This window comes from Tolypothrix tenuis PCC 7101, assembly GCF_963874875.1.
Classification (GTDB): domain Bacteria; phylum Cyanobacteriota; class Cyanobacteriia; order Cyanobacteriales; family Nostocaceae; genus Aulosira; species Aulosira tenue.
Genome location: NZ_CAWNJS010000001.1, coordinates 4,614,505 through 4,637,486, shown reverse-complemented (window position 1 = coordinate 4,637,486; position 22,982 = coordinate 4,614,505). Strand labels below are relative to the sequence as shown.

At 41.2% G+C, this 22,982-nt stretch carries 22 protein-coding genes; 10 read left to right on the top strand and 12 right to left on the bottom strand.

Annotated features, from left to right (window positions below):
* Window positions 1–271 precede the first annotated feature (271 nt).
* The 5 genes from AACU25_RS18600 to AACU25_RS18580 form a co-directional block, all read right to left on the bottom strand.
* Entirely contained in the window at window positions 272–1,282 is a 1,011-nt protein-coding gene (locus AACU25_RS18600; protein ID WP_096578095.1) for an ABC transporter substrate-binding protein, read from the bottom strand.
* A gap of 639 nt (window positions 1,283–1,921) precedes the next feature.
* Entirely contained in the window at window positions 1,922–3,106 is a 1,185-nt protein-coding gene (locus tag AACU25_RS18595; protein WP_096578093.1) for an LLM class flavin-dependent oxidoreductase, read from the bottom strand.
* Window positions 3,107–3,336: 230 nt separating this feature from the next.
* Window positions 3,337–3,771: a GlcG/HbpS family heme-binding protein gene (locus AACU25_RS18590; protein WP_096578091.1), complete on the bottom strand. Its 435-nt coding sequence runs from the start codon at window positions 3,769–3,771 to the stop codon at window positions 3,337–3,339.
* Window positions 3,772–3,776: 5 nt separating this feature from the next.
* Entirely contained in the window at window positions 3,777–4,877 is a 1,101-nt protein-coding gene (locus AACU25_RS18585; protein WP_096578089.1) for an LLM class flavin-dependent oxidoreductase, read from the bottom strand.
* A 163-nt stretch (window positions 4,878–5,040) separates the two neighbouring features.
* Window positions 5,041–5,820, bottom strand: coding sequence for a class II aldolase/adducin family protein (locus AACU25_RS18580; RefSeq protein ID WP_096578087.1), 780 nt, complete (start codon window positions 5,818–5,820; stop codon window positions 5,041–5,043).
* A gap of 756 nt (window positions 5,821–6,576) precedes the next feature.
* Here AACU25_RS18580 and AACU25_RS18575 point away from each other — a divergent pair.
* The 4 genes from AACU25_RS18575 to AACU25_RS18560 all read left to right on the top strand — a co-directional run bounded on the left by AACU25_RS18575 (window position 6,577) and on the right by AACU25_RS18560 (window position 10,464).
* The gene (locus AACU25_RS18575; protein ID WP_096578085.1) at window positions 6,577–7,392 is read left to right on the top strand and encodes a hypothetical protein; all 816 of its coding nucleotides are present in this window, start codon (window positions 6,577–6,579) and stop codon (window positions 7,390–7,392) included.
* 32 nt (window positions 7,393–7,424) lie between these two features.
* Window positions 7,425–8,225: a hypothetical protein gene (locus AACU25_RS18570; protein WP_096578083.1), complete on the top strand. Its 801-nt coding sequence runs from the start codon at window positions 7,425–7,427 to the stop codon at window positions 8,223–8,225.
* A 282-nt stretch (window positions 8,226–8,507) separates the two neighbouring features.
* The gene (locus AACU25_RS18565; RefSeq protein WP_096578081.1) at window positions 8,508–9,602 is read left to right on the top strand and encodes an aliphatic sulfonate ABC transporter substrate-binding protein; all 1,095 of its coding nucleotides are present in this window, start codon (window positions 8,508–8,510) and stop codon (window positions 9,600–9,602) included.
* A 277-nt stretch (window positions 9,603–9,879) separates the two neighbouring features.
* Window positions 9,880–10,464, top strand: coding sequence for a beta-class carbonic anhydrase (locus tag AACU25_RS18560; RefSeq protein ID WP_096578079.1), 585 nt, complete (start codon window positions 9,880–9,882; stop codon window positions 10,462–10,464).
* Window positions 10,465–10,600: 136 nt separating this feature from the next.
* Here AACU25_RS18560 and AACU25_RS18555 read toward each other — a convergent pair whose 3' ends face one another.
* The gene (locus AACU25_RS18555) at window positions 10,601–11,554 is read right to left on the bottom strand and encodes a D-2-hydroxyacid dehydrogenase (RefSeq protein ID WP_096578077.1); all 954 of its coding nucleotides are present in this window, start codon (window positions 11,552–11,554) and stop codon (window positions 10,601–10,603) included.
* Between the two features lie 74 nt (window positions 11,555–11,628).
* The gene (locus AACU25_RS18550; protein ID WP_096578075.1) at window positions 11,629–12,591 is read right to left on the bottom strand and encodes a TauD/TfdA dioxygenase family protein; all 963 of its coding nucleotides are present in this window, start codon (window positions 12,589–12,591) and stop codon (window positions 11,629–11,631) included.
* Window positions 12,592–12,789: 198 nt separating this feature from the next.
* Here AACU25_RS18550 and AACU25_RS18545 point away from each other — a divergent pair, with 198 nt between their 5' ends.
* Together AACU25_RS18545 and AACU25_RS18540 are read left to right on the top strand one after the other, a co-directional pair.
* A complete protein-coding gene (locus tag AACU25_RS18545) occupies window positions 12,790–13,863 on the top strand; it encodes an LLM class flavin-dependent oxidoreductase (protein ID WP_096578073.1) in 1,074 nt (357 codons plus the stop codon).
* Between the two features lie 103 nt (window positions 13,864–13,966).
* Window positions 13,967–15,394 (top strand): MFS transporter, encoded by a 1,428-nt coding sequence (locus AACU25_RS18540; RefSeq protein ID WP_096578071.1) that lies wholly within the window; start codon window positions 13,967–13,969, stop codon window positions 15,392–15,394.
* A 90-nt stretch (window positions 15,395–15,484) separates the two neighbouring features.
* Here the strand turns inward: AACU25_RS18540 and cutA are convergent, their stop codons facing one another.
* On the bottom strand, window positions 15,485–15,802 hold the full coding sequence (gene cutA, locus AACU25_RS18535; RefSeq protein WP_096578069.1) for a divalent-cation tolerance protein CutA: 318 nt from the start codon (window positions 15,800–15,802) through the stop codon (window positions 15,485–15,487).
* A 21-nt stretch (window positions 15,803–15,823) separates the two neighbouring features.
* Here cutA and AACU25_RS18530 point away from each other — a divergent pair, with 21 nt between their 5' ends.
* A complete protein-coding gene (locus tag AACU25_RS18530; RefSeq protein ID WP_096578067.1) occupies window positions 15,824–16,246 on the top strand; it encodes a GNAT family acetyltransferase in 423 nt (140 codons plus the stop codon).
* A 46-nt stretch (window positions 16,247–16,292) separates the two neighbouring features.
* On the opposite strand, the gene AACU25_RS18525 is transcribed toward AACU25_RS18530, so the two are convergent.
* The 4 genes from AACU25_RS18525 to AACU25_RS18510 form a co-directional block, all read right to left on the bottom strand.
* Window positions 16,293–17,297: an aliphatic sulfonate ABC transporter substrate-binding protein gene (locus AACU25_RS18525; RefSeq protein WP_096578065.1), complete on the bottom strand. Its 1,005-nt coding sequence runs from the start codon at window positions 17,295–17,297 to the stop codon at window positions 16,293–16,295.
* A 57-nt stretch (window positions 17,298–17,354) separates the two neighbouring features.
* Entirely contained in the window at window positions 17,355–18,581 is a 1,227-nt protein-coding gene (locus tag AACU25_RS18520) for a glutathione S-transferase family protein (RefSeq protein ID WP_096578063.1), read from the bottom strand.
* Between the two features lie 373 nt (window positions 18,582–18,954).
* Complete coding sequence (locus AACU25_RS18515) at window positions 18,955–19,611, bottom strand: class I SAM-dependent methyltransferase family protein (RefSeq protein ID WP_096578061.1); 657 nt, start codon at window positions 19,609–19,611, stop codon at window positions 18,955–18,957.
* 310 nt (window positions 19,612–19,921) lie between these two features.
* Window positions 19,922–20,461 (bottom strand): pentapeptide repeat-containing protein, encoded by a 540-nt coding sequence (locus AACU25_RS18510; protein WP_096578059.1) that lies wholly within the window; start codon window positions 20,459–20,461, stop codon window positions 19,922–19,924.
* 326 nt (window positions 20,462–20,787) lie between these two features.
* On the opposite strand from AACU25_RS18510, the gene AACU25_RS18505 reads away from it, so the two are divergent.
* The 3 genes from AACU25_RS18505 (at window position 20,788) to AACU25_RS18495 (ending at window position 22,709) form a co-directional block, all read left to right on the top strand.
* Window positions 20,788–21,393: a nitroreductase family protein gene (locus AACU25_RS18505; protein WP_096578057.1), complete on the top strand. Its 606-nt coding sequence runs from the start codon at window positions 20,788–20,790 to the stop codon at window positions 21,391–21,393.
* A 112-nt stretch (window positions 21,394–21,505) separates the two neighbouring features.
* Window positions 21,506–22,177, top strand: coding sequence for a glutathione S-transferase family protein (locus tag AACU25_RS18500; RefSeq protein ID WP_096578055.1), 672 nt, complete (start codon window positions 21,506–21,508; stop codon window positions 22,175–22,177).
* Between the two features lie 97 nt (window positions 22,178–22,274).
* On the top strand, window positions 22,275–22,709 hold the full coding sequence (locus AACU25_RS18495) for a QcrA and Rieske domain-containing protein (RefSeq protein ID WP_190445841.1): 435 nt from the start codon (window positions 22,275–22,277) through the stop codon (window positions 22,707–22,709).
* The last annotated feature ends 273 nt before the right edge of the window (window positions 22,710–22,982 follow it).

Here is a 22,982-nt window from a genome sequence, read left to right as displayed (position 1 = left end):
TTGCTAGTCGTGGAGGTCAAAACTACATTAAGTCTATCGAATTAACGTAGTTTATTTGTATTAAGTATCATGTCATAAGCTTTAAAAAAAAGCAAGCAGTCCAAAGGCACTGAATTTAGGTGCAGGTATACAAGATTGGCAAAATTGAAATTTTGATATTCGCCTAAAAAATAGGAAAAACCCAGCATTTATTGCTAATTGCTGGGTTTAGAGGTGGTATTAAAAGTTGTTACTGTGAATTTTGTCAATTTGGGATGCTAATTGGGCGGATTCAGGATGCGATCGCTTTAGCCACCGTTGTATCAATTGCGCTATCCCAATTTGGCTGTTGTTTGATCAGTCCTAGACGAGTCAGTAATTGAGACTGATTGATTAATTCTTGGCGATACTCATCATTTGGAACTTCAAATATCAGGTTGCGACGACCTAAAGTTAAATCAGCCGCCTGTGGTGATAACTTATTTTCTTTAACCAAAATATCTACTGCTGCTTGACGGTTATCTTTTGCCCAAGATATTGCTTGTTTATAGGCTTGCAAAAATTTTTGTATAGTCTCTGGATTCTTTTCTATATAATCTGTTCGCCCAAATAAAGCTACATAATTTAACTGATAACCTTCACCATCAACTAAGGGTACTACTTCTTTTGCAACTTCAGCACTCGCATAAAAAGGGTCCCATGTACCCCAAACATCAATAGCACCTGATAATAATGCAGCTCTACCTGCATCATTTTCAATTTGTACCCATTCTATATCACTATCTTTGAGTCCAGCACGTTCTAATACTCTAATTGCAAAATAGTAGCTTTTTCCTGATGGATTACCGAGTTTTTTACCTTTTAAATCAGCAATTTTTTTGATGGGTGAATTAGGTAAAACTAACAAAGCATGGGTTTTAGGACTACGTTCAACTAAAGTAATTATCTTAATAGGTTGCCCAGATGCAATTGCGGCTACTGGTGTACCACCTAAACCCAAATCAATAGCGCTAGCAGATAGGGCTTCTGTAACTGGTTTGAGTGATAGCATCCGGCGAAACTCAACACTAGTTGATTTTTCTGCCAAAGCTTTCTCTAATAACTTTTGTTCTCTTAATGCATATACAGCAACGTATGGTGGTTGAAAGCCTAGACGCAATTTGGCAGAACTCACGTCAGTGTTAGCTGCTACAGGGGTAGTATTATTAGATGTGTTGGATGGAGAATTAGCCAATTTACCGCAAGCTGCCAAAGCTGCTGTTGATATACCCAAACCCAGCAATTCACGGCGTTTTAGCCTCATATGATTACTCTCCTCGCAGATTGAAAAGCGGATAGGAACAAATTCAGGACTTACGCAACTGGTACACCTATCTTCTGGTTGAAGAGTCAAGAGTCAAGGGTCAAAATTCAGATTTTTTAGACTTTTGATGGTAGACGCTGGACAGCCTAAAAGAAAAATAATGTGACACTTGCGTAAGTCCTAAATATTTAAAAAACTAATTACCTAGTAGTAAAGTAATATTAAGCAAATTATTTTATTTAGGAAAATATATTGCCAATCTTTCATTAAACATGAGACGTAAAAAGCTGTGCTTTACGCTGTATAAATCATCTATAAATTAAGTTTATATGATAATTCATTAAATAAGATGGTAGTTAAATTCCCTTCCAATTTAACTACCATAAGCGAGTAGATTTAATGGTATTGAAAATTATAATTGCATATATACTAACCAAAATCAAGAGATTTTTGATTGAATATTTACCCCTATCAAGCATTGGGCAACATAGCAAAAATTGGATAATTATTTTTCTATTTAATTTTTATAGAAAAATAATTAATCAATTAAAATCCTGATTGTTTCACCAGGAAAGTATTAACTTCTATGCAGATGATCAAGGTAAAATTTTCAGTTGTAAATGTTAATTTATAGGTAATTTATACCCTCAGACCTGCCTGCTTCATGAGTGGGAGGATGCGATCGCCAAAAAATTCCAAATCAGGCTTAAAGTCATAAAAGCTCAACTGCAAGCCATCAATACCAGCCTCTTTCAACTGGACAAACTGCTCGACTACCTGCTCAGGTGTACCAATGACCTCGATGTTACCACCAATAGCCCGCCGCTTTGGTTCATCTCTACCGACGCGACCTTTCCAAGCGTGTGCGTCACTATCAAATCTGCTAAAGCCTAAAGGTGCGGCTGAGTCAGCATGAGCGACTATCGCATCGTGATATTCCCAAGTTTCGCGCTCAGTTTCGCGGCTAATTACCATCGGGTTGAGGAGTGTCCGCACTTCCCGCCCGATATCCCGTGCAGCTTGCTTTACTCTTTTAGTATGTGGGGGTAATGCTTCAATGGCACTCTCAAAATCTGAACCTGCTGGGCTGGTAATAAACACAATGTCAGAATAACGTGCAGCAAAGGAAATACCTGCATCTGAGCCTGTCGCATTGACTAGCACCGGACGGCCATATTTGGGCTTAGGCGTTACATAAGCACCATTGAGTTTCCACGAGGACTTACCCTCAAATGAGAAATTTTCATTATCACCCCATAAACGTTGCAGTACTTCGATAAACTCAGCTGCAAGTTCATAACGATGATCGTGCTCAATCCGATTCCAACCAAACATTTCATGTTCAACAGCGCGGTGTCCAGTCACCACGTTAATACCCCAGCGCCCCCCTGATATATGGTCGAGTGTTGCGCCATATTTAGCTAAGTGCAAGGGATGAATCGGCCCGTACAACACATGAATGGTAGAGATGAGCATAATCTTCTGTGTCACGCTGGTGAGTGCAGCTGTAGTCACAAAAGAATCCAGCGCTTGACCATTGAACACACCACCATAGCCGCCTTTAGGTAACCATTGTGACAGCGCAAATACTAAATCAAAACCCAGCGCCTCAGTTTTCAGCACCAAATCCTTGTTGTATTCAAAGCTCCAGTCGGTAGTGCGTGGTAATGTAGAAGCACTCCAACCGCCTGCTTGGATGGGGAGAAATAACCCCAACAATACAGGCTGTTTTAATGCTTGAGAGAGAGGGCTGTCGGGGAAATCTGTCGGAGCCAAAAAGCGATCGCTTCCGACAATGGAACCAGGGTAATGGCTAAGAATCATCGCTCAAATGGGGTAGATAATACCAATTCAAAATTCAAAATTCAAAATTAAGAATCCAGACAGAGCAAGGCGTTGAAGTTGTGTATATATCGCATTCTTTTTTCAAATTGGTATAACTAATAGACTTCTTGCATAAATGTTTGGGCGTTGTTGAGTATGCGTGTTAAAGGCTCACAAAGAACAATAAAAATCAATCTTCCCATGCCCAATGCCCAATGCCCAATGCCCATTTAATCTATTGGCTCTGCACCGATCGCACTTAACGCGGCTTTGGCGATCGCAATATCCTGTTCAACAGTACCACCGCCAACACCGATGGCTCCTACATGATCACCACCAAAGCGAATAGGTAAACCTCCACCGAGATTTGTTAACAAATTTCCCGAAGCTAACGGTAATGCTACAGCCAAATGATCGGCAAAGGTTCCTGTAGGGCGACGAATCGAAGCTGCTGTTTGCGCTTTGCGTTTGCTTGTTTGCACACTGTGAGGCGGTGCATCATCACCATGTGCAAAGGCTACCAAAGTTAAAAGGGAGTTGTAAACAGCAATAGATACGTTAGCACCTAAATTTTGGCTTTCCTTTAAACCTGCTTTGACTGCGGCTAATGCAGTATCAACTGTAATTAATTCAACAGTTCTTTTAGATGTAGATGTTTGTACCATAATTTTTATCTCCCAACTGTAACAGCTTGGCGTTCTCGTTTTGCTACTTCTTTCCGCACTAAAGGAATAACTTCCCGCCCGTAATCAATGGCATCTGGTAGCGGATCGAAGCCCCGAATTAGTAATGTAGTGACACCTGCGTCATAGTAATCAACTAAAGCTTCTGCAACTTGTTCCGGTGTTCCCACTAATGCAGTTGTGTTACCTGCGGCACCAGTAGCAGCTGCGATCGGTGTCCATAAACGTTTATCGTAAATCTCGCTTTTAGCTGCAAAATCCAGTAACCGTTGCGAACCTACCGCCTGTGGTCTAGCTGGGGGCGCGACTTTTGCACCTCCGCGTTGTTCTTGAATCCGCCCTAAAATATTTCTGGCTCTTTCCCAAGCCTGTTCTTCTGTCACACCTAAAATAGGACGCAGAGATACACTAAAGCGAATAGAGCGATCAGGAGGTAAAGCAGCCTTAACTTGAGCAATCCGTTCTTTCACTGCGGCTATAGGCTCACCCCACAAAGCATAAACGTTACTATGCTTGGCTCCTACTCCTACGGCTGGGCCGGATGCACCGCCAAAGTAAAGGGGAATATGAGGCTTTTGCAGTGGCTTAATGGCAGAGAAAGCATCTTTAACACGATAAAATTCACCCTCGTAATCGAAGGGTGTATCGCTTGTCCAAACACGACGGACTATTTCTAAATACTCATCTGTACGACGATAGCGGTTGTCATGGTCAAGCCAATCACCATCTCTTTGCTGGTCTGCATCACTACCGCCAGTGATAATATGTACCGCAATCCGACCATTGGTGAAATGGTCGAGGGTAGCGGCTTTGCGTGCTGCTAAAGTTGGTGCAACAAAACCTGGACGATGAGCAATCAAAAAGCCTAAGCGCTCAGTAAATGCAGCTGCATGGGTAGCAACGGTAAAACCATCAGGACTACTAGAGCTATAGCCGATTAGTACCTTATCAAAATCCCCTTGTTCATGAGCTTGGGCAAACTCACGCACATAGGCGGGGTCAATAATATCATCCGCTAGACTACCCGGTAAACTGTTTAACTCCGAAGCAGGTTTGGTGCGGATTAACCCAATAAACTCTACTGGCACGATCAATTCTCCTACAAATAATTTTAATTAGGGATGAGGAAAGTTTTCTCCAGTCCCTAATTTTCATAAGACTGATGCAAAAAACCTCTCAAACTCTGTGTCCTCTGCGTCCTCTGCGGTTTGATTATCTGCGATTTTTACGTCAGTCCAATTTCAATCGCTATCAATCCAATAAGTCTGGTTGATCGCGGGTAATTTCATCCCACAAATATTGGAATGCACGCCAACCTGCTTCATGAGTACCATTGCGTTGTTGAATACTCAAAGCGAGATCATGCTCAATAGGAATGGGTGTACCTACGGATTCTGCTAGCAACTGGGATTTAGTCGCATCTTCTAGACGAATGAACCACCAAGCCGCCTCGTCTACAGTATGTCCTACTGTTAATAATCCATGATTGCGGAGGATTGCCGCTTTTTTATTACCTAATCCTTCCGCAATGCGTTTTCCTTCACTGGTATCCAACACAATGCCTTTGTAATCATCAAATAAAGCATGATCTTGATAGAACACAGCAGAATCTTGAGTAATCGGATCGATTAAGCGACCTAGTGCTGACCAAGTTTTGCCATAGAAGGAATGAGCATGAGCCGCCGCTACTACATCTGGACGGGCTTCGTGAATTTGGGAGTGAATAGCATAAGCTGCTTGATTGAGTGCGCCATTACCTTGAACAACTTCACCTTGAGCATTCACCAAGATTAAGTCAGAAACACGCACGCGGCTGAAATGAATCCCAAAAGGATTAACCCAAAAATGATCGGTAAGTTCAGGATCGCGGGCTGTGATGTGTCCTCCTAATCCTTGAGCAAAACCTAAACGGGCAAAAATGCGTAAAGCTGCTGCTAACCGTTCTTTGCGATGACGACGTTCTGCTTCTGTGGAGGTAAAGGTTGGTGGTTTAACGAGAGTACCATTGCGGACGATGGAAGTTTGCACCATGATTTTCGACTCCTATAAATAGAAGATTATTTAATAAATACAGCCATGAAATAGCCTGATATATTAGGCGTGACGATTCAGATGACTACACCGTCAAACTATTAGCAGAATTATTTGATGAAATTTCTTAACAGACGCGATCGCACTGAATTAATAAAATCTTTCGGCTCATTACTATTTACCCAAAGTTAGGTAGGAAATTATCTAGCACAGCAACTCTTTGGAGTAGGTTAGTAACATTTTTTATTAAACTACGGTAAATCAGTCGAGCTACTGTATTTTCTGCAATATGAACCTACCACAGTTCACCTCAAGAAGCAAGCTTGAAAATCTCACCCCTTGTTTTTTATCGCCATATATGCAAATCTCATATTTATAAACTACGGTTTATTGGTCAAATTACCGTAGTTTATGGTTTAAGAAATTAAACATTTACTTTCAAACGCTGATTGCCAAGGTTCTGAACAGTTATGCCGCCTGAGCCTAGAGAAGGGAGTAAAATTTCAAATTCCAGCAACTAGGCTCACTTTTTTCTTAAACCCTAACTAATTATGAGCCAAGAATTATCCCACAGTTGCAGAAAATGTGTGGATGACAACAAATTTTAGATAGTGCAACACATCATTAAATTTTACGAACAGACAAAGAACAGACGCGAGATTACAACATATAAATTCGCGTTACAAAAATTCAAGATTGGCAGATTAACTCGGCTCTGTTCCAAATCAGTGAACAACTCACACACAGGAGCAAAATATGACTGTTATTATCACTCGTCCAGCTTGGACAATTGAATTTGAAAATGAAACTATTGATAGGTTAATTGATAAACACGCGCCCCATATTCCGAAAAAGCGCTTGCAAGAGCCAAAAGCGATCGCCACAGCCGAAGAACTAGAAAATTTCTACCATTTCCGTGTTGGTGGTGCAGCCCATGATTTATTTATTGTGCAAGTTGTCGCTAACGTTATCGATAAAATTCCCGATCCAGAATTGCAGTTATTTTTAAGTCGCCAATTAGGTGATGATGGCGCACATGCAGAAAATACTCGTCGCCGTGTAGAAGCATTATTTGGTCACGATCCCATTGACGATATCCAAAAGCAAGTACAAAAGCATTGGGATTTTATGGGAGATATACCCCGACGAGGCTGGTTAGGCTTTTTAGCTTTTGAGCTGCATTATGAACATCATATTGTTGCCATTGGTTCATTAAATCGCCGTTTATCAAGGCTGTACGATCCAGAATCCTCTAGCTTTGCAACAGCGAGAATTATCCCAGATGAAACATTCCACCGTGCAGGTGTTGCAGAGTGGTGGTTACGTAAATTTGACAAAGCTTCGCCAACGGAAAAAGCTGAGTTAGCTGCACAGGTAATCGAAGCAGACGAAGAAGTCCAACGCCGTCGCAATCCCTATTTAAAAGAGCATGAAAAAGTTAGCCGTCGGGCGCTAGGGATTGAAGTTGAGGGAACAGGTGTAATTTATGATACTTGGCGACAAGAGGTATTGTCTTATTTCTTCGATATTCCAGTTTCTCAGTTACCCAAACTTGTCAGCATTGACGATTAGGACGCAATCTAAAATATCTCAAGGAACCTATTATGGCTGCAACTTTAACTCGAAGCTGGAGTGTAGAGTTTGAAAAAGAAAACCTGGAAAAACTCTTTAGTCAGCACGCGCCACACGTACCATTAACTCGCGAACATCCCAGCCGTCCGCCAATTACAGAAGCAGAAAAAGAGCATTTCTATCAATATTGGGCTGCTACTGGTGGTCACGATTTGTCTATTGTGCAAGCTGCGAGTAAGGCAATCTTATTGATTCCCGACCCAGATTTGCATTTAATTTTGAGTAGACAAATTGGTGATGACGGCGCACATGCGATCGCTTTTCGGGAAAGAGTCATTGCTCTAACTGGACGCGATCCGATTGACGATATCCGTAAAGAAGCCGAACGCCATTGGGAATTTCTCGAAGATGTACCCTATCGTAACTGGCTAGGATTTATTGCTTGGGAACTGCATTATGAGCATCATATTTTGCCCCAAGTTTGGTTTAATAAGCTGACATCAACAATTGGTGATGCAGTATTAGCCCAACAAAGTAGCGAAAGATTTAGTGATGATGAAGCAATTCATCGAGTGACAATTGCTAATTGGTGGCGTAAGAAATTTGAGCGAGCTTCGTCTAATGAACGTGCTGAACTAGCTGCACAATTATTAGAATTAGATGAAGAAATTCAAAAGCGACGTGCTGCTTATATCAAACAACGCTGGCAAGATGCAGAAAACTTTAATGGTTCTAATAGCCAAGGTATTGAACCAATATATGATGCATGGCGCAAAGAAGTACTTTCCTACTTGCTAGATATTCCTAATCCTCAACTTACTTCTATTAAATAGAAAGTAAGCATTATTCCCCCATCTAAATTAAGAAATTTGAATGTAGGGGAGTCAACGTACCAACTTACTCAGCATTTATTTTTCCGCTTCAACCAAAGTACGTCACATGGAAACTAATGATTCGCGTTAGTTCAATCAAGAATTATCAAATGAATCATTAGTATCCTTTTTCTAGTATTAATAACCTGAAAAATAGCTTGATATTTTAATAATTTTAAATAAATTTAATTCTAAAAATGAGAAATAAATACACACAATATGCCAGTAAGCAAAGGAATATATATGTTCAAGAAATGGCTACATCAGTTTTTTAGTTGGATAAATCAGAGGAGGTTGTTGAAATCTTTTCAGCAACCGGGAATTCGCTCATTTGCATTATTATTTGTCATCGGTTTAGGCTTGAGTTTTGCGATCGCATCTTGCGCGCCCAGTAATTCAGCGAATGCACCAGCAGAAAAACCCCAAGCCAGCAAGTTAACTGTGTTGAAAATGGGACATCAAAAAGGGATGGCGTTGCTGAATATCCTCAAAGCCCAAGGTAGCCTAGAGAAGCGTTTGCAACCCCAAGGTATTTCTGTCACCTGGAATGAATTTTCTTCGACTGCACCTTTACTTGAGGGGATGGGTGTAGGTGCAATTGTTTTCGGTGGTGGCGGCGGTACAGGAAGCGTCTTTGCTCAAGCTGCTGATAAACCTTTTGTGCGAGTGGCTGCAAGTACCAGTAGTACCAGAAGTTCCGCCATCCTGGTGAAAGAAAATTCACCGCTTAAAACTCTTGCTGATTTAAAAGGTAAGAAAGTTGCTTTTGCTAAAGGTGCAAGTTCGCAATACATGATCGTGCGTGCTTTAGAAAAAGTCGGTTTGAAATACACAGATATTCAACCTGTCTATCTCACGCCAGCTGAAGCCTTACCAGCCTTTGAACGTGGTGATTTTGACGCATGGGTAATTTGGGACCCTTATACTGCAGAAGCTGAACGTAAGCTGCGTACTCGTTTATTGGCAGATAATACTACAGTATTTGGCGAAAAAGCTGCTGTAGAAAGCCCAGGATTTTATTACGCTGCACCCGATTTCGTCCGCGATCATCCAGATATTGTAAAAATAATTTTACAAGAATTGGAAAAAGCAGGTAGTTGGGCGAAAAGTAACTACAAAGATTCAGCTAAACTACTTTCCAAGCTCTACAAAGTTGACTTAGCAACAATGAACATCGTAGAGGAACGTGGAGGCGATCGCAAAGTATTACCTGTAACTGATGAAGTTCTCTCAGGCTTACAAAATATGGCAGATAGCTTCTACGAACTCAAAGTTATTCCCAAGAAAATCGATGTCAAAGATAAAAACTTCAACTGGGTTCCTGACCAGAAATGGTAAAGCATTTCTGAAGTAAAAAAATATTTCATTGGTATTTTTGACGGTTGACTATTCAATATGAAAGGTCAACCGTCAATGACTTTTAGCAGGATAATTGATTTTTTGGAGTCCCCTAACTTGCTTTTTATATCAATTTGTGGCAAATTACTCTTTGTAAAATAGCAAATTCCTATCAAGTTACTGTGGTTTAGATAAATAATTTTCTCAAACTAGGGTAAATAAGATAGAAATTTAGCTTCTGCTTTGCGAATTAAGTGCTTACCTATAAAGATTAAAAATGAGCCAAATTGTAGAAGAAGTTCTGGCAGCTAATCTTACTTACACGCAAAACTTCGGCGATAAGGGTAATCTCACCATACCCCCGGCTCGTCGGTTTGCAATTCTCACTTGCATGGATGCGAGACTCGATCCAGCTAAATTTGCTGGATTAGCTGAAGGAGATGCTCATGTAATTCGCAATGCAGGTGGACGTGCTAGCGATGATGCAATTCGCTCTTTGGTGATTTCTTACAAACTCCTTAGGACTCGTGAATGGTTTGTTATTCATCATACTAATTGTGGGATGGAAACCTTCACGAATGACATCATGGGTAACTTACTTGCTAATAGCTTCAAAACAGCCAAACTAGATGAAACTGGTTGGTCTGATATTGGATCTGGTCCGGGATCAAATGAAGGTAAGTTTATCAATTGGTTGACTATTGACGATCTGGCTCAAAGTGTTTACGCAGATGTGCAAAGGATTCGTTTGCATCCGTTAGTTCCCCCAGAAATTCCTATTTATGGTTATATTTACGATGTGAAAACTGGGCAATTAATTGAAGTGCCGGAAGCCACAAAAGTTGGTCAAGCTAAGAAATAAATAAATTTAAATAATGTTTGCAGTACATCAATAATATTCTAGAGGGCATGGCATTGCCATACCCAACAATCTGTTGCATTCTTTTTTCAAATTCTCATCTAACTGGACTCGTCCTATCAGGACGGTGAAGTATAAATTAGTATCCTGCTTGTTTATTGACTATATTCCGTAAAGGTTGACCATTCCGGAAACGCGCTAAATTATCCAGAAATAAGGTGGCGATGCGCTCTTTTAATGCTGGGGAAATTGCGGAAGTATGCGGTGTAATTAAGAGGTTGGGTAACGACCATAGAGGGCTTTCTGGTGGTAGGGGTTCAATGGAAACTGTGTCTAATGCTGCACCGCCAATCCAGCCTTCAGTGAGGGCTTTAGTTAATGCTGATTCATCCACAACTGCACCGCGACCAACATTAATTAAATAACCATGATTAGGGAGCGATCGCAGTACTTCTTCATCAATTAAAGCTTTGGTTTCTGGTGTCAGAGGTGTGGCGACAACGAGATAGTCAACTTCTGGTAACAAGGCGTGCCATTCATTTTGACCGACAATTTTATCAAAATTTGGCAGCGCTTCCGGACGACGACGACCACCCCAAACTCTCGTTCCGAATGCTTTGAGACGAGATGCGATCGCTTTTCCTATATTTCCAGTACCGAGAATTAATACAGTAGAATTTGCTAATTCTGGCAGTACTAACCAGCTTTTGCGCCAATCGTGTTGATCGTGAGATGCTTGCAATTCTCGTAACTGCTTGGCGTGATAGAGAATCAAACTCAAGACAAATTCCGAAATGGGAATCGCATGAACCCCTGCGCCATTAGTCAGGATAATATCGTGTTCTAAAAAAGTGGGCGTGAGAATATGATTTACACCCGCACTGGGAGTTTGTTGCCAACGTATTTTAGGCGCAGTTTCTAGGACTTTATGTAGAGTTGTGGGTTTTAATTTAAACCCATTGAGATAAACTTCAGCATCACTGGGATCGCCATCAAAATTACCATCACTATCTACCCGGACAAATTTTGTATCTGATGGTAAATTTGGCTCAATTTCGGTAGCAAGCTCTATAGGTAAAATTAGTTTTGTCATTGGTCATTTGTTATTTGTTGTCAGATCAACTAGGCTGTGAACTGTATCAGCAGCCTAGTTGAAAACTATATGACTTATGAAAGCACGGGTTGTCGCTGTTCGGCTTTGTTTTTGAGTACGGTTGGTAATTCGCTAGTTAAAGGCTCACCTTCAACTATTTGCGATCTGAAGCCATCGGGGCCGACGGGGATATCACCAGTAATGGTGGTGCGATAAAGTACGCGCTCGACTTCTATATGATCTAGATCTTGCGGTGCTAAATGTGCGGTGGCGCGGTTGTCCCAGAAGGCAATATCACCGTTGTTCCAATGGAAACGGGTGGTATAAGCAGGTTTGGTAATTTGATTGAAGAACAATTCTAGTAGTAAATCGCTTTCTTGTGGCGATACATCGAGAATGTGAGAGGTAAAGCCAGGATTCACAAATAATGCACGTTCGCCTGTTTCTGGATGCACTCGCACGACTGGGTGAATAGAAACCTGGGGATTGGCGGCGATGCGTTGTGCAAGCTTACTATTGCTGGATAAACGCAAGCGTGCATTGAAGTGATGTTGTGCTTTTAATGTGTCTGCTAGCGCCTTCACCGGTGCTGATAGTCCCTCGTAAGCTGCAACTAAATTAGTCCACTGTGTGTCACCACCAAAGCTAGGAACGTTAACTGCACGCAAAATAGAACCTGCTGGTGGGTTAACAACTGCTGTCACATCGGTGTGCCAACGGTTTTCATAACTGGCGCGACGCAGACCATTTTTCCGTTCGTAGCGGCTGCGGTCGATAGGCAGGATTTCGGCAAAGCCTTCGATTGGTTCATCCTCGTGGGGGTGTGCATAAGTCACTTCGCCAAAACGAGATGTGAAAGCAATCTGTGCTGCGTGGTCAATGTTCTGATTGCGAAAGAATATGACTTTCCACTTCAACAGCGCTTGACGAATTTCGGCTACTGCTTCATCGGATAGAGGACGGGAAAGGTCTACACCACCGATTTCTGCACCGATGTGACCAGCTACTGGTTTGACTTCAATATGCTTGTTGCTCATAAAAATTCTCCAGAGGTTTACCTGGGTTTGTTTGCACTCGTCTACTTCTGTTGCTATCAAGTGCAAGAGATCATCAGGAAGCGATCGCAACTTTCAATATAATACACTAACTCGATAAATTTACCGTATTATAAAATAATCCAACATAGTATTTCCCCTACCTCATCTCCTCATTCCCCAATTAACTTGGAGTTCACCATGTCAAAACCACGTTATGGTATTTGGGCACCTGTTGGTGGTAACTTTGGCCCCCTAGATACTCAAGAAGAACCCATCGATGCGAGTTATGAGCGATCGCGATCGCTGATTTTAGAAGCTGAACGCTTGGGATACGCTACAACCTTGGTGGCACAGCATCTCGCCAACCCACGCAGTTTAGAGTTAGAGCAGTTAGAAACTTGGACAGCTTCTGCAGCTTTAGCTGAGGCGACAGAAAAAATTGAGATTATCGCCGCCATTAAGCCTTTACTATTCCATCCAGCTGTACTAGCAAAGATGGCGTTAGGGATTGACGCTATTAGTCGCGGGCGGTTTGCCATCAACTTGATTAGCGCTTGGTTTCGTCCAGAAATGGAACGCACCAATATTCCCTTTCCTCCCCACGATGAACGTTACCGCTATTCTGGTGAATGGTTAAAAGTTGTTAGAGCTTTGTGGAGTGGGGAGAGGGTTAACTTTGAGGGAGAATATTTTAAAATCACAGATTTAAGCTTACGTCCTACTTCCATCGCCAAGCCCCATCCCCCAATCTACTTAGGAGGTGCATCCGATCCCGCCCAGATTTTAGCAGCTGAACAAGCAGATATCTACTTTATCAACGGTCAGCCAATCGAAGATGTACGTCAGGTAATTAAGCAAGTATTGAGCCGTCCGCGATGCCTACGGCGGGCTACGCCTACGCTACCTCAACCAGTGCGTTTTGGTTTATCAGCCTTCGTCATTGCTCGACCTACCGATGCAGAAGCACAAGAGGAACTACAGAGACTCACAGAACTTCAGAGCAAAGAAGAACATTTAAAATTAAGCGTGGCGAAAGGTGTCGATCCAGATGCAGTTATGTTCCGACTCTTCGCTAAAAATCCCGCCGTTGGTGGTAATGGTGGGACAGCCGCAGGCTTAGTTGGCAGCTATGACACAGTTGCTACCAGAATTGCCGCTTTTTCTGATGCAGGTATCGATACATTTATGCTGCAATTCAATCCTTTTGCACGGGAAATGACCCGCTTTGCCGAAGAAATTATGCCACGTGTAAGGCATTTACAGCCTGTATAAGAAAATGGGTACTTGGTAATTGGTCATTAGTTATTTCTCCCTCATCCCTAGTCCCCAATCCCCAGTCCCCAATCCCCAACCATCTACACAAGGAGACTAAATATTGTCCCAACTGCCAATACAATCTCTGACTTTATCCACCTCTCAAAAATCTTGGGTTTTGTTAGGTGTCGGATTAGGTGTATTCATGTCTACCCTAGATGTGGGGATTATCAATGTGGCATTACCCACTTTGGTGCAAAGCTTTCAGACTAGTTTTCCTATGGCCCAGTGGGCTGTATTGAGTTATCAGTTAGTCAGTTCTGGTTTAGTTTTAGGCGCAACTCGTCTAGGGGATATGTGGGGCAAAAAACCCCTATATCAAGCAGGGCTGATTATATTTACCTTGAGTTCACTGTTATGTAGCTTTGCACCTAGCATTGAGTGGTTGATTGGTTTTCGGGCACTTCAGGGACTTGGTTCTGTGTTCATCTCTGGCCTTGGTTTGGCAATTATCACAGAAGTCTTCCCAGCTTCCGAACGAGGTCGGGCGGTTGGCATTATTGGGAGTGTCGTGTCACTGGGAATTGCTTTTGGCCCTTCTGCGGGCGGATTGCTGTTGAACTTGTCAGGTTGGCATAGTATATTCCTGATCAATGTGCCTTTGGGCATCATAGCTAGTTTCCTTGTGGCGCGGTTAGTACCACCATCTACCCCTAGTGAAAGTAAACAAACATTCGACCCTTTAGGAGCCTTGTTAGCTTTATGGACTCTGGGTAGTTTTGGCTTAGGTATGACCTTTGGGCAAAGTGAAGGCTTTAGCAGTATTAACACCATCGTATTACTTGCGATCGCCACTCTCAGCTTTTTAACTTTTCTGGTAGTAGAAGCTATTCTCGACCAGCCATTACTAGAACTGCACCTATTCCGCAATCTTCAGCTGAGTATGAGTTTGCTGAGTGGCTGGTTAGCGTTCACTGTAATTGGTGGTTCTCTACTCATTACCCCATTCTTTTTAGAGCGAGTGAAGAACTATCCGACAGTAAAAGTTGGATTACTCTTAGCTTTTTCGCCTATACTTAGCGGATTAGTTGCCCCGCTCGCTGGTATACTTGCAGACCGCTTTGGTGCGAAATTAATTAGTTCCCTTGGGCTGGGATTGATGATTGGTGGTTGTTTGGGTATCAGTACCTTTAATGCTCAAATTACTGAGTTGGATTATATATCGCGTTATTTTATTTACGGTATTGGGTTAGGTTTATTTCAATCACCCAATAATACTACCGTCATGGGTTCAGTATCTCGGGAAAGGTTAGGAATTGCTTCGGGATTACTCTCTTTATCACGCACATCTGGTAATACTGTCGGCGTTTCCTTGATAGGTGCAGTATTTGGCGGCTTAATTGCTAGTGTAGCAGCAGGTGCAGATGTATCTGTCGCTCCTCCGGATGCGATTGTTACAGGCTTCCAAGCTACGTTTCGGTTTGCAGCAATAATTCTGTGTATTGCTGCCGCTGCTTCAGTGTTGAGGTTACGTAATCAAAGTCAGTGAAATACCCCAGTGCATGAGCAGATGGGCTGATAAATTACTGCTCTAAAATTTTAAATAAATACTTTTTTAATTTCTGCTCATCGCCAATATTTACTCTGAATAACGTATGGGAACTTCAGCATTCAACCATACTAAAAATTTGTCGTTAATATTAGTGGGTGATATCTCCGCAATGAAGTTAGTGTAATTAATATATTGGCTAATTAATTTTTCAATATCATGGCGATAACTTGCTTGAGTTTTGACAATTAGCACGACTTCTGGCTCTTCTGTAATTTCCCCTTGCCATATATAAGCACAGGTAATCGGGAACCAATTGACGCAAACAGCTAGTTTTTGTTCTAACAAAGCACGACCAATCTGGCGAGCTTCATCTGTATTATTTAGGGTGATGTAATATAGTTTCATAGAAAAATATTGTACTATAAAATGCAAAACATAAATTTATTGCTGCGCTCCTATCAAGAGCAAGATGAAGAACAAGTAATTAATTTATGGTATCGATGTAATTTAGTAGTACCGTGGAATGACCCTAAACAAGACATTCAACTTAAATTGCAAGTCCAACCAGAATTGTTTCTTATTGGTTTAATTGAAGATGAAGTTATTGCTACTATAATGGCAGGTTATGGAGGACATCGTGGTTGGTTCAACTATTTAGCTGTAGCACCAGAATATCAACGACAAGGGATCGGTAAGTATCTCGTTGAGCAAGCAACTCTTAAACTCAAGTCCCTAAATTGCCCAAAAATAAATATCCAGATACGCAATTCAAATACAGATGTTATTCAGTTTTATAAGCATTTAGGATTCAAAGTAGATGATGTTACTAGTATGGGTAAACGTTTGTGAGTAGTGGCAAAATTTTGTTTCATGAATGACTAATATATTAGCCTATTTAAGGTTTCCAAATAGCATCTTTAACTTGAAAGGTTTTAGGAATTAGCTTTTGACTGTAGAACAAATCAACTACTTGTTGTTGTTCAGCAATATATTCATCCTTCATTTCAAAAACACCAAAATAGGGACGATTTTTTAAAGAATATTCCAAAACTTCTGGTTTATATTTAGTTTCTACTGCCAAAAGTTTGGCAACTTCAGTAGGATTAGCTTTCGCCCAATCTTCTACTTTTGTTTGTTCTTCCAAAACGATTTTGACTAAATCGGGGTGATTTTTAGCAAAATTTTCTGTAGCAATGTAAAAAGCGCGTTGAGGTGCGACATCGGAACCTCTAACTAATACACGCACGCTACCATTTAATTCTTTAGAAGCGAGATAAGGATCGCCTATAGGTAAAGCATCGACATTACCACCTTCAAAAGCTGTGGTACTATCGGGAATTTTTAAGTAAACAGGTTGAATATCAGTCAGCTTCAGTTTTGCACTTTCTAAAGCTTTGAGGACAAAGTATTGTAGTGCTGTTCCTTTTTGAATTGCTAATTTTTTCCCCTTTAAATCAGCAAGGGTTTTAATAGGAGAATCTTTAGGCACAATAATAGCTTGAGCGCCTGCATTTGAACCCGTCGCCGCCACATAGAGGATGGGATTACCACCAGCTTGTGCAAATACAGGTGGTAGATTTCCTACGTTGCCGATATCAACACTACCAGCAGCCATTGCTTCCATCATCGGAGGGCCACCTTGGAAGGATATCCATTGAACTTGAATACCTTCTGGCGCAAGTCTTTTTTCTAACAATCCCTGCGCCTTCAGCAAATTTAGTCCAGGTGTACCGCTTTGGTGACCGATATTAATCACCTTTACCTGTGAACTAGCAGAGGGTTGTGCAACGGGAGAAATGTTACTTTGTGAGGTATTTTGCGAACTACAGCCAGCCAAGGCTAAAAGCCAGGTTAATACACAAGTGGCGATCGCAGTTAAAATATAGCGACGGGTTTTCATATTTGCAGTTGAAAAGGTGACAGATTGATACCTGTCACCAATGAAAATTGAGGAAAATTAATAAAGAGAAGCCAAAACCTTATCAGCAGCGGCGCGGAATGCAGTCGCAGCACCAGCACTCATATCTCGTGGCGCACAGATGCGATTTCGCAAATAGGCGAGTGTAATAGCTCCAATGGCAGCTATCTTGGGATCGATAGTATTACCATCTTTACCACCTGTGCGTCCACCTGGTAGAGGTTCACCGTTACCGTTGATGAGGTAATCAGCAAGCAATCTCAGGTGAAAATCAACCACCTCTTGAACTGCAGAAACATCGCCATCTACAGCTAAGGCTTGTACACCTGAGTTTCTCAAAATATCACCAATAGCTGCTTCTCGATTATCGCTCAATCTCTCCGCCGCTTCTGCACGAAACTGGATGGCTTCGCTTTCTGCTGGATCTAAGGGTAAAGGATTTCCAATCGGTTCTACACCCCATCTGCGGCGTAAAAGTAAATTGTTGGTGATATTATCCGATTTCACCCGATGATAAGCTGGGCGTTGATTGAGTGCATCAAACCAAGCGTTGATTCGGGGGTAACGGGGATTACCTTTGATATGATACTGTCGATAAACTGGTAAGTTAGCCGCCAAGCGATCGAGATGGGGACTGTAGAGGATATCTACCAAGCTAAAATTGCTAAGAAAATAGGGGCCAGGATATTTACCTAAAGTTTGTTCAAGTTCATCTAATTTAGCTTCAAATTCTGCTTGTAACTTAGCTAATTCATCAGCATCAGTAACTTTTTCTCTGAGGAATTTGTAAGCAATATCTCTAAAACCGTTCGTTTCTGACTCTTCTACCCATTGTCTAGCCACAGCATTTTCTTCTGAATCTTCTGGAAGTAACGCTGGTGTAGGAAATCTTTCTTCTAAAGCTAAGAGAATATCTTTAGATTCATACACTAACTTACCTTCAATTTTTGCACCAGGTACAAGGGTAGTCGGTACTAAATCAGTGTACCATTTTGGCTTATTACTTAAATCAATAAACTCTGTCTCAAAAGGAATTTCTTTTTCTTCTAGAGCAAACCACACTCTCTCACAAAAAGGACACCAAGAATTAGTATCTCTATATAACAAAACTGGTGCTTTAGTGTCTGGTGGAAGTTTATGCAAACTGCTGGGTATAGGTGCAGTAGATGGAGCTTGTCCTGGTCTTTTTACCCTCCGCGCTGGGGTATTTTTTCGAGCAGTTTCTAAGAGTTGTTCCCAATTAGATACAGCGTCTTGAATAGCCATTTTTGACACCTATTTAAAAAAAATTATGTCGGACAACCTCGAAAATTAGAGCAATCCTATTGGATTGAAAAGCAAAAGTCATTAACAATTCGTAATTACGTTATAAATGGTGATTTTAACTGAGGACTCTAGAGCGTGTTTTCAAACTACTCGTTTAGCCTTCTAAATTTATCGATCCCCCTAAATCCCCCTTAAAAAGGGGGACTTTGAGAGTCTTTTCGCCCCCCTTTTTAAGGGGGGTTGGGGGGATCAATAAGTGCCTAAAATTCAGAGCTAACCATTTTTAAAACATCCTCTAACCCTAAATTTAATTACGAATTACGTAGCGCTTTGCGCTTCCCGCAGGGTATTACGAATTACGAATTATCTTGAATTACCTAGCTTTATGGGGAACGCCAGAAAATACAAATAATTGTTGCTCTTTCGGTGCAGGTAAATTTTCACCAACGTAACGATTAATACCTACTCCCATATCTCCCGTGGCGGTGAGTTTAAACTTAACTTCTTCAAATTGTGATGCTTGTAAAACTTTCCGCACAGTGTCAGAGTAAGCAGTACCGTTAGAATGTCCGCGAGTCCAGAGAACAAAAGCACCTTTTTTACTGAGAAAACTCAAGTTATCTAGCAAGCGTTTAAGTTCAGCTTCATCAGCCAAATTACCAAACACACCACAGACAATCACAATATCTGCGGGTACTGCGCCTACATAATTAGCGGAGATAGTTGCATCACCATTGATAAATTCTATTTGCTTGGCTAAACCCAATGATTCTATAGTTGCTTTTCCGCGTTCAACTAAGTTGGGGTTTAACTCCACCAGTCTTGCATAGACATCTTGGGCGCGGGGGTGATTTGCTAGGGTTCCGAGTAAATCTCTACCATCACCAGCGCAAACACTAACTACACGGATTCTTCCTGCTGGAGACGCATCTAAGCTGTAGGTAATGTATTCCCGCACGATTTCTAGCCGTTGTTGTAATTTTGGTTCTGTATTATAGAGATCGTGCCATTCAAACCAATCTTTTGGCATAAGGGGTGATTCCCATTCCTTGCAAACTATGGCTTTGCAGTGTGATAAGCACGCTGCACAATAATTAACTACGGCAAATCTATCGATTAACAGGATTTTGCAATGAAGGCACAGTATCACAGATATAGATGTAAAATCAAGTCTGCTGGCAATACTGTTCCGTGAGCGTATTTATATTAGTCCGGAGACTTAGTAAGAAAATTTGGTAAGAAATGGCTTTTAAATAAAAGCTGTGAATCAATTGTAGTCTTATATTGAGTTAGCCAATGTCTCGCAACTTCCTTGCGCGGTCGAGGTTATACAAATTACCTTATTTACTGATGGATTTCCACTCTCCGAAATAAGGCCCTCGTTCAATACTGCCATCCGGCATGATAGTATCCCAAATTACATTCATGGCTCGACAAATTGCGTCGTGAGCAATGGAAGCACCCCGAAAATCAGCACAAATGAAAATGTTATGCTCACCACCATACAAAAATCTAGCTTCACGGAAAATAGCACCGATGGCATTAGCATGATACAAGTTACTTCCAACTAAATCAGCACCAATTAAATAAGACCTGAACAAATTCACACATTCCAAATTAGCATTTCTGATAATCGCACCATCCAACCGAGCTTCTCTCAAGGAAGCAGCAAAGAGATCGGCTCCAGTCAAATCGGCTCCTCTCAAATCAGCGAAACTTATATCTGCTCCACGCAAGTTGATATCCCGCAAGACAGCACCTTCGAGGTCAATAAATTCTCTACCATATCCTTTTTCTCTAATTACGACAGCCCCAGCGAAGTTTCGCTTACCGGAAGTGTATTTTTTCAACAACTCTTCAGTGGTAATTTCCCAAGCCATAATATAATTTCTAATTTTTTTTCTAACCTCAAATATAGTTATTGCTGCGATCGCCCTCCAAATCAAAATTCCTGAATAAATGTTTCATGGTTGCAATTAATTGCAATATTCCGTAACTTCTCGGTTTTTGATTCCCTGATACTTGATTAACTGCTGATGGATGCAGTAGGATAATTAAAATTCGTTTTTTACACGTATTTACCGTAGTATTGAGTATTTCTTCTCTAAACAAGTTTTTTAACTGCTACAAGCCTTTGGCAAGCAGCAATCAAATATAAATCGGTGATGTAGATCTATTCAGTTCATTACCCAGGAAATTCACTCAGATGACGCAGAAACTTGCTCCTACGGAATACCCTGTTCATGACTTCATTCGCAGTCGTTGGAGTCCTAGAGCTTTTAGCGATCGCGCTGTTGAACCAGAGAAACTACTATCTTTGTTAGAAGCGGCGCGTTGGGCACCTTCTTCCTTTAATCATCAGCCTTGGAGCTTTATTGTTGCAACTAAAGAGGATGCAACAGAATACAATCGCCTATTTAGTACCTTGGTGGAGTTTAATCAAGGATGGGCGAAAAATGCGCCGGTATTGATCCTTGCGATCGCCAAAATTCGTACTGATGATGGAAAGACAAACAGACACGCATTTCATGATGTGGGACTAGCTATAGAAAACTTGATTCTTCAAGCAACTTCTCTAGGTTTATTTGCTCATCAAATCGGGGGATTTAATGCAGATACCGCCAGGGAAATATACCAAATTCCCGCAGATTATGAACCTGCAACTGTGTTGACAATTGGCTATCCAGGCGATCCCCAGAATCTCCCTGATGGATTACGCGATCGCGAATTAGCACCCCGTACCCGCAAACCTTTAAGCGAATTTGTGTTTACAGGACAGTGGGGACATACTTCACCCTTATTAAAGGGCTAAGAAAATTTGGGATTTTGAACTAATAATTCATCCAAAAATTTTGAGATTTTTTAAATAGAAAATCTCTAGCACAATGCCCAGTAATCAGACATATTTATAGAGGAACATTAGCATGGCTGACATTAAGATTTATAGTGCAGTTGTTTGTCCTTATGCTCACCGCACGCGCCTAGTTTTGCAAGAAAAAGGCATTGATTTTGATTTGATTGAAATTGACTTGCAGAATAAGCCAGAGGGTTTTACAAAAGTTTCTCCCTATGGCAAAGTACCTGCAATTACACATGGCGAAAATCGCGTTTGGGAATCGGCGGTAATTAATGAATATTTAGATGAAGTATTCCCAAATCCACCACTTTTACCTAGCGATCCCATTGCTAAAGCGCAAGCTCGAATTTGGATTGATTTTGCTAATACAAGATTAGTACCTGCTTTTTCTACTCTCTTACGCAGTACAGATGCTCAAAAACAAGAAGAAGCTAAACAAGAACTGTACAAACATTTAGAATTTATTGAAACTGAAGCTTTAGGGAAACTCTCTCAAAATGGCCCCTATTGGTTTGGTGAATCTATCAGTTTGGTTGATTTCACATTTTTCCCTTGGTTTGAGCGCTGGCCTGCGCTTAAAGAGTATCGTGGTTTTGGTATCCCTGCGGAATTTGCTCGTGTAAAACAGTGGAAACACGCGCTGAAAGAACGTCCATCTGTGAAAGCGATCGCTCATTCTAGAGAGTTCTATATCGAGCGATATGCAAGGTTTGCGAAACCTACTCCTGTTGCTGCTTAGTAATTAATAATTCGTAATTGGTAATGCGTAATTTTTATGATGAAATATCAATTACGAATTATTTGCTCCTTAATGACTTAACTAAAGAGGTAATATCTTGACTTTTCCTTTTTCTGCTACGCGCCGAAGATTGCTATTTTTTGCAGCCAGTTTTGCTTCTACTTTTGGTACTGCGATCGCTGCTTTTGGACAACAATCTAATAACTCTATTAAGCAAGCTAAACCGAGAACTGATGGTTTTGAGCCTGTTGTCGGCCCTGCAAGCATTTTGGATGAGCATGGTAAAGTTTTAACTGATAAAGTTCTTATTGTCAGAAATAGCGCTAATAAAAAATTAGTTGCTGTCAGTCCTCTATGTGCTCATAGAAATTGTGTAGTTGATTGGAAACAAGAGAAGCAGCGTTTTGTCTGTCCTTGTCATGGTTCTGAATTTGCTACTGATGGAAAAGTGGTTAAAGGCCCAGCAGAACGAGGGCTAAAACCTTTTGAGGCTAAAATTGAGAACAACCGTTTCTTAGTCAAACCTCTTTAAGTTGGGTAATGCAGTAAAAAGGTAGGTACAAGGTAAATTCGCACTATTTAGTAGTTTTCTATTAATTGGTCTATAAAATCCTGCGATTGTACAAAATACCAGAATAGCAATTTATTAACACCACAAATCTTATACCAATTCAAATAATGTTTGCGACAGATCAATTCCATGTAGGGGCACGGCATCCATAATCTTTTGGTATATCAAATATCTTACAGGTGCCGTGCCCTCCCCCATCTGTCGCGTTCTTTTTTCAAAATGGTATTACTCAAG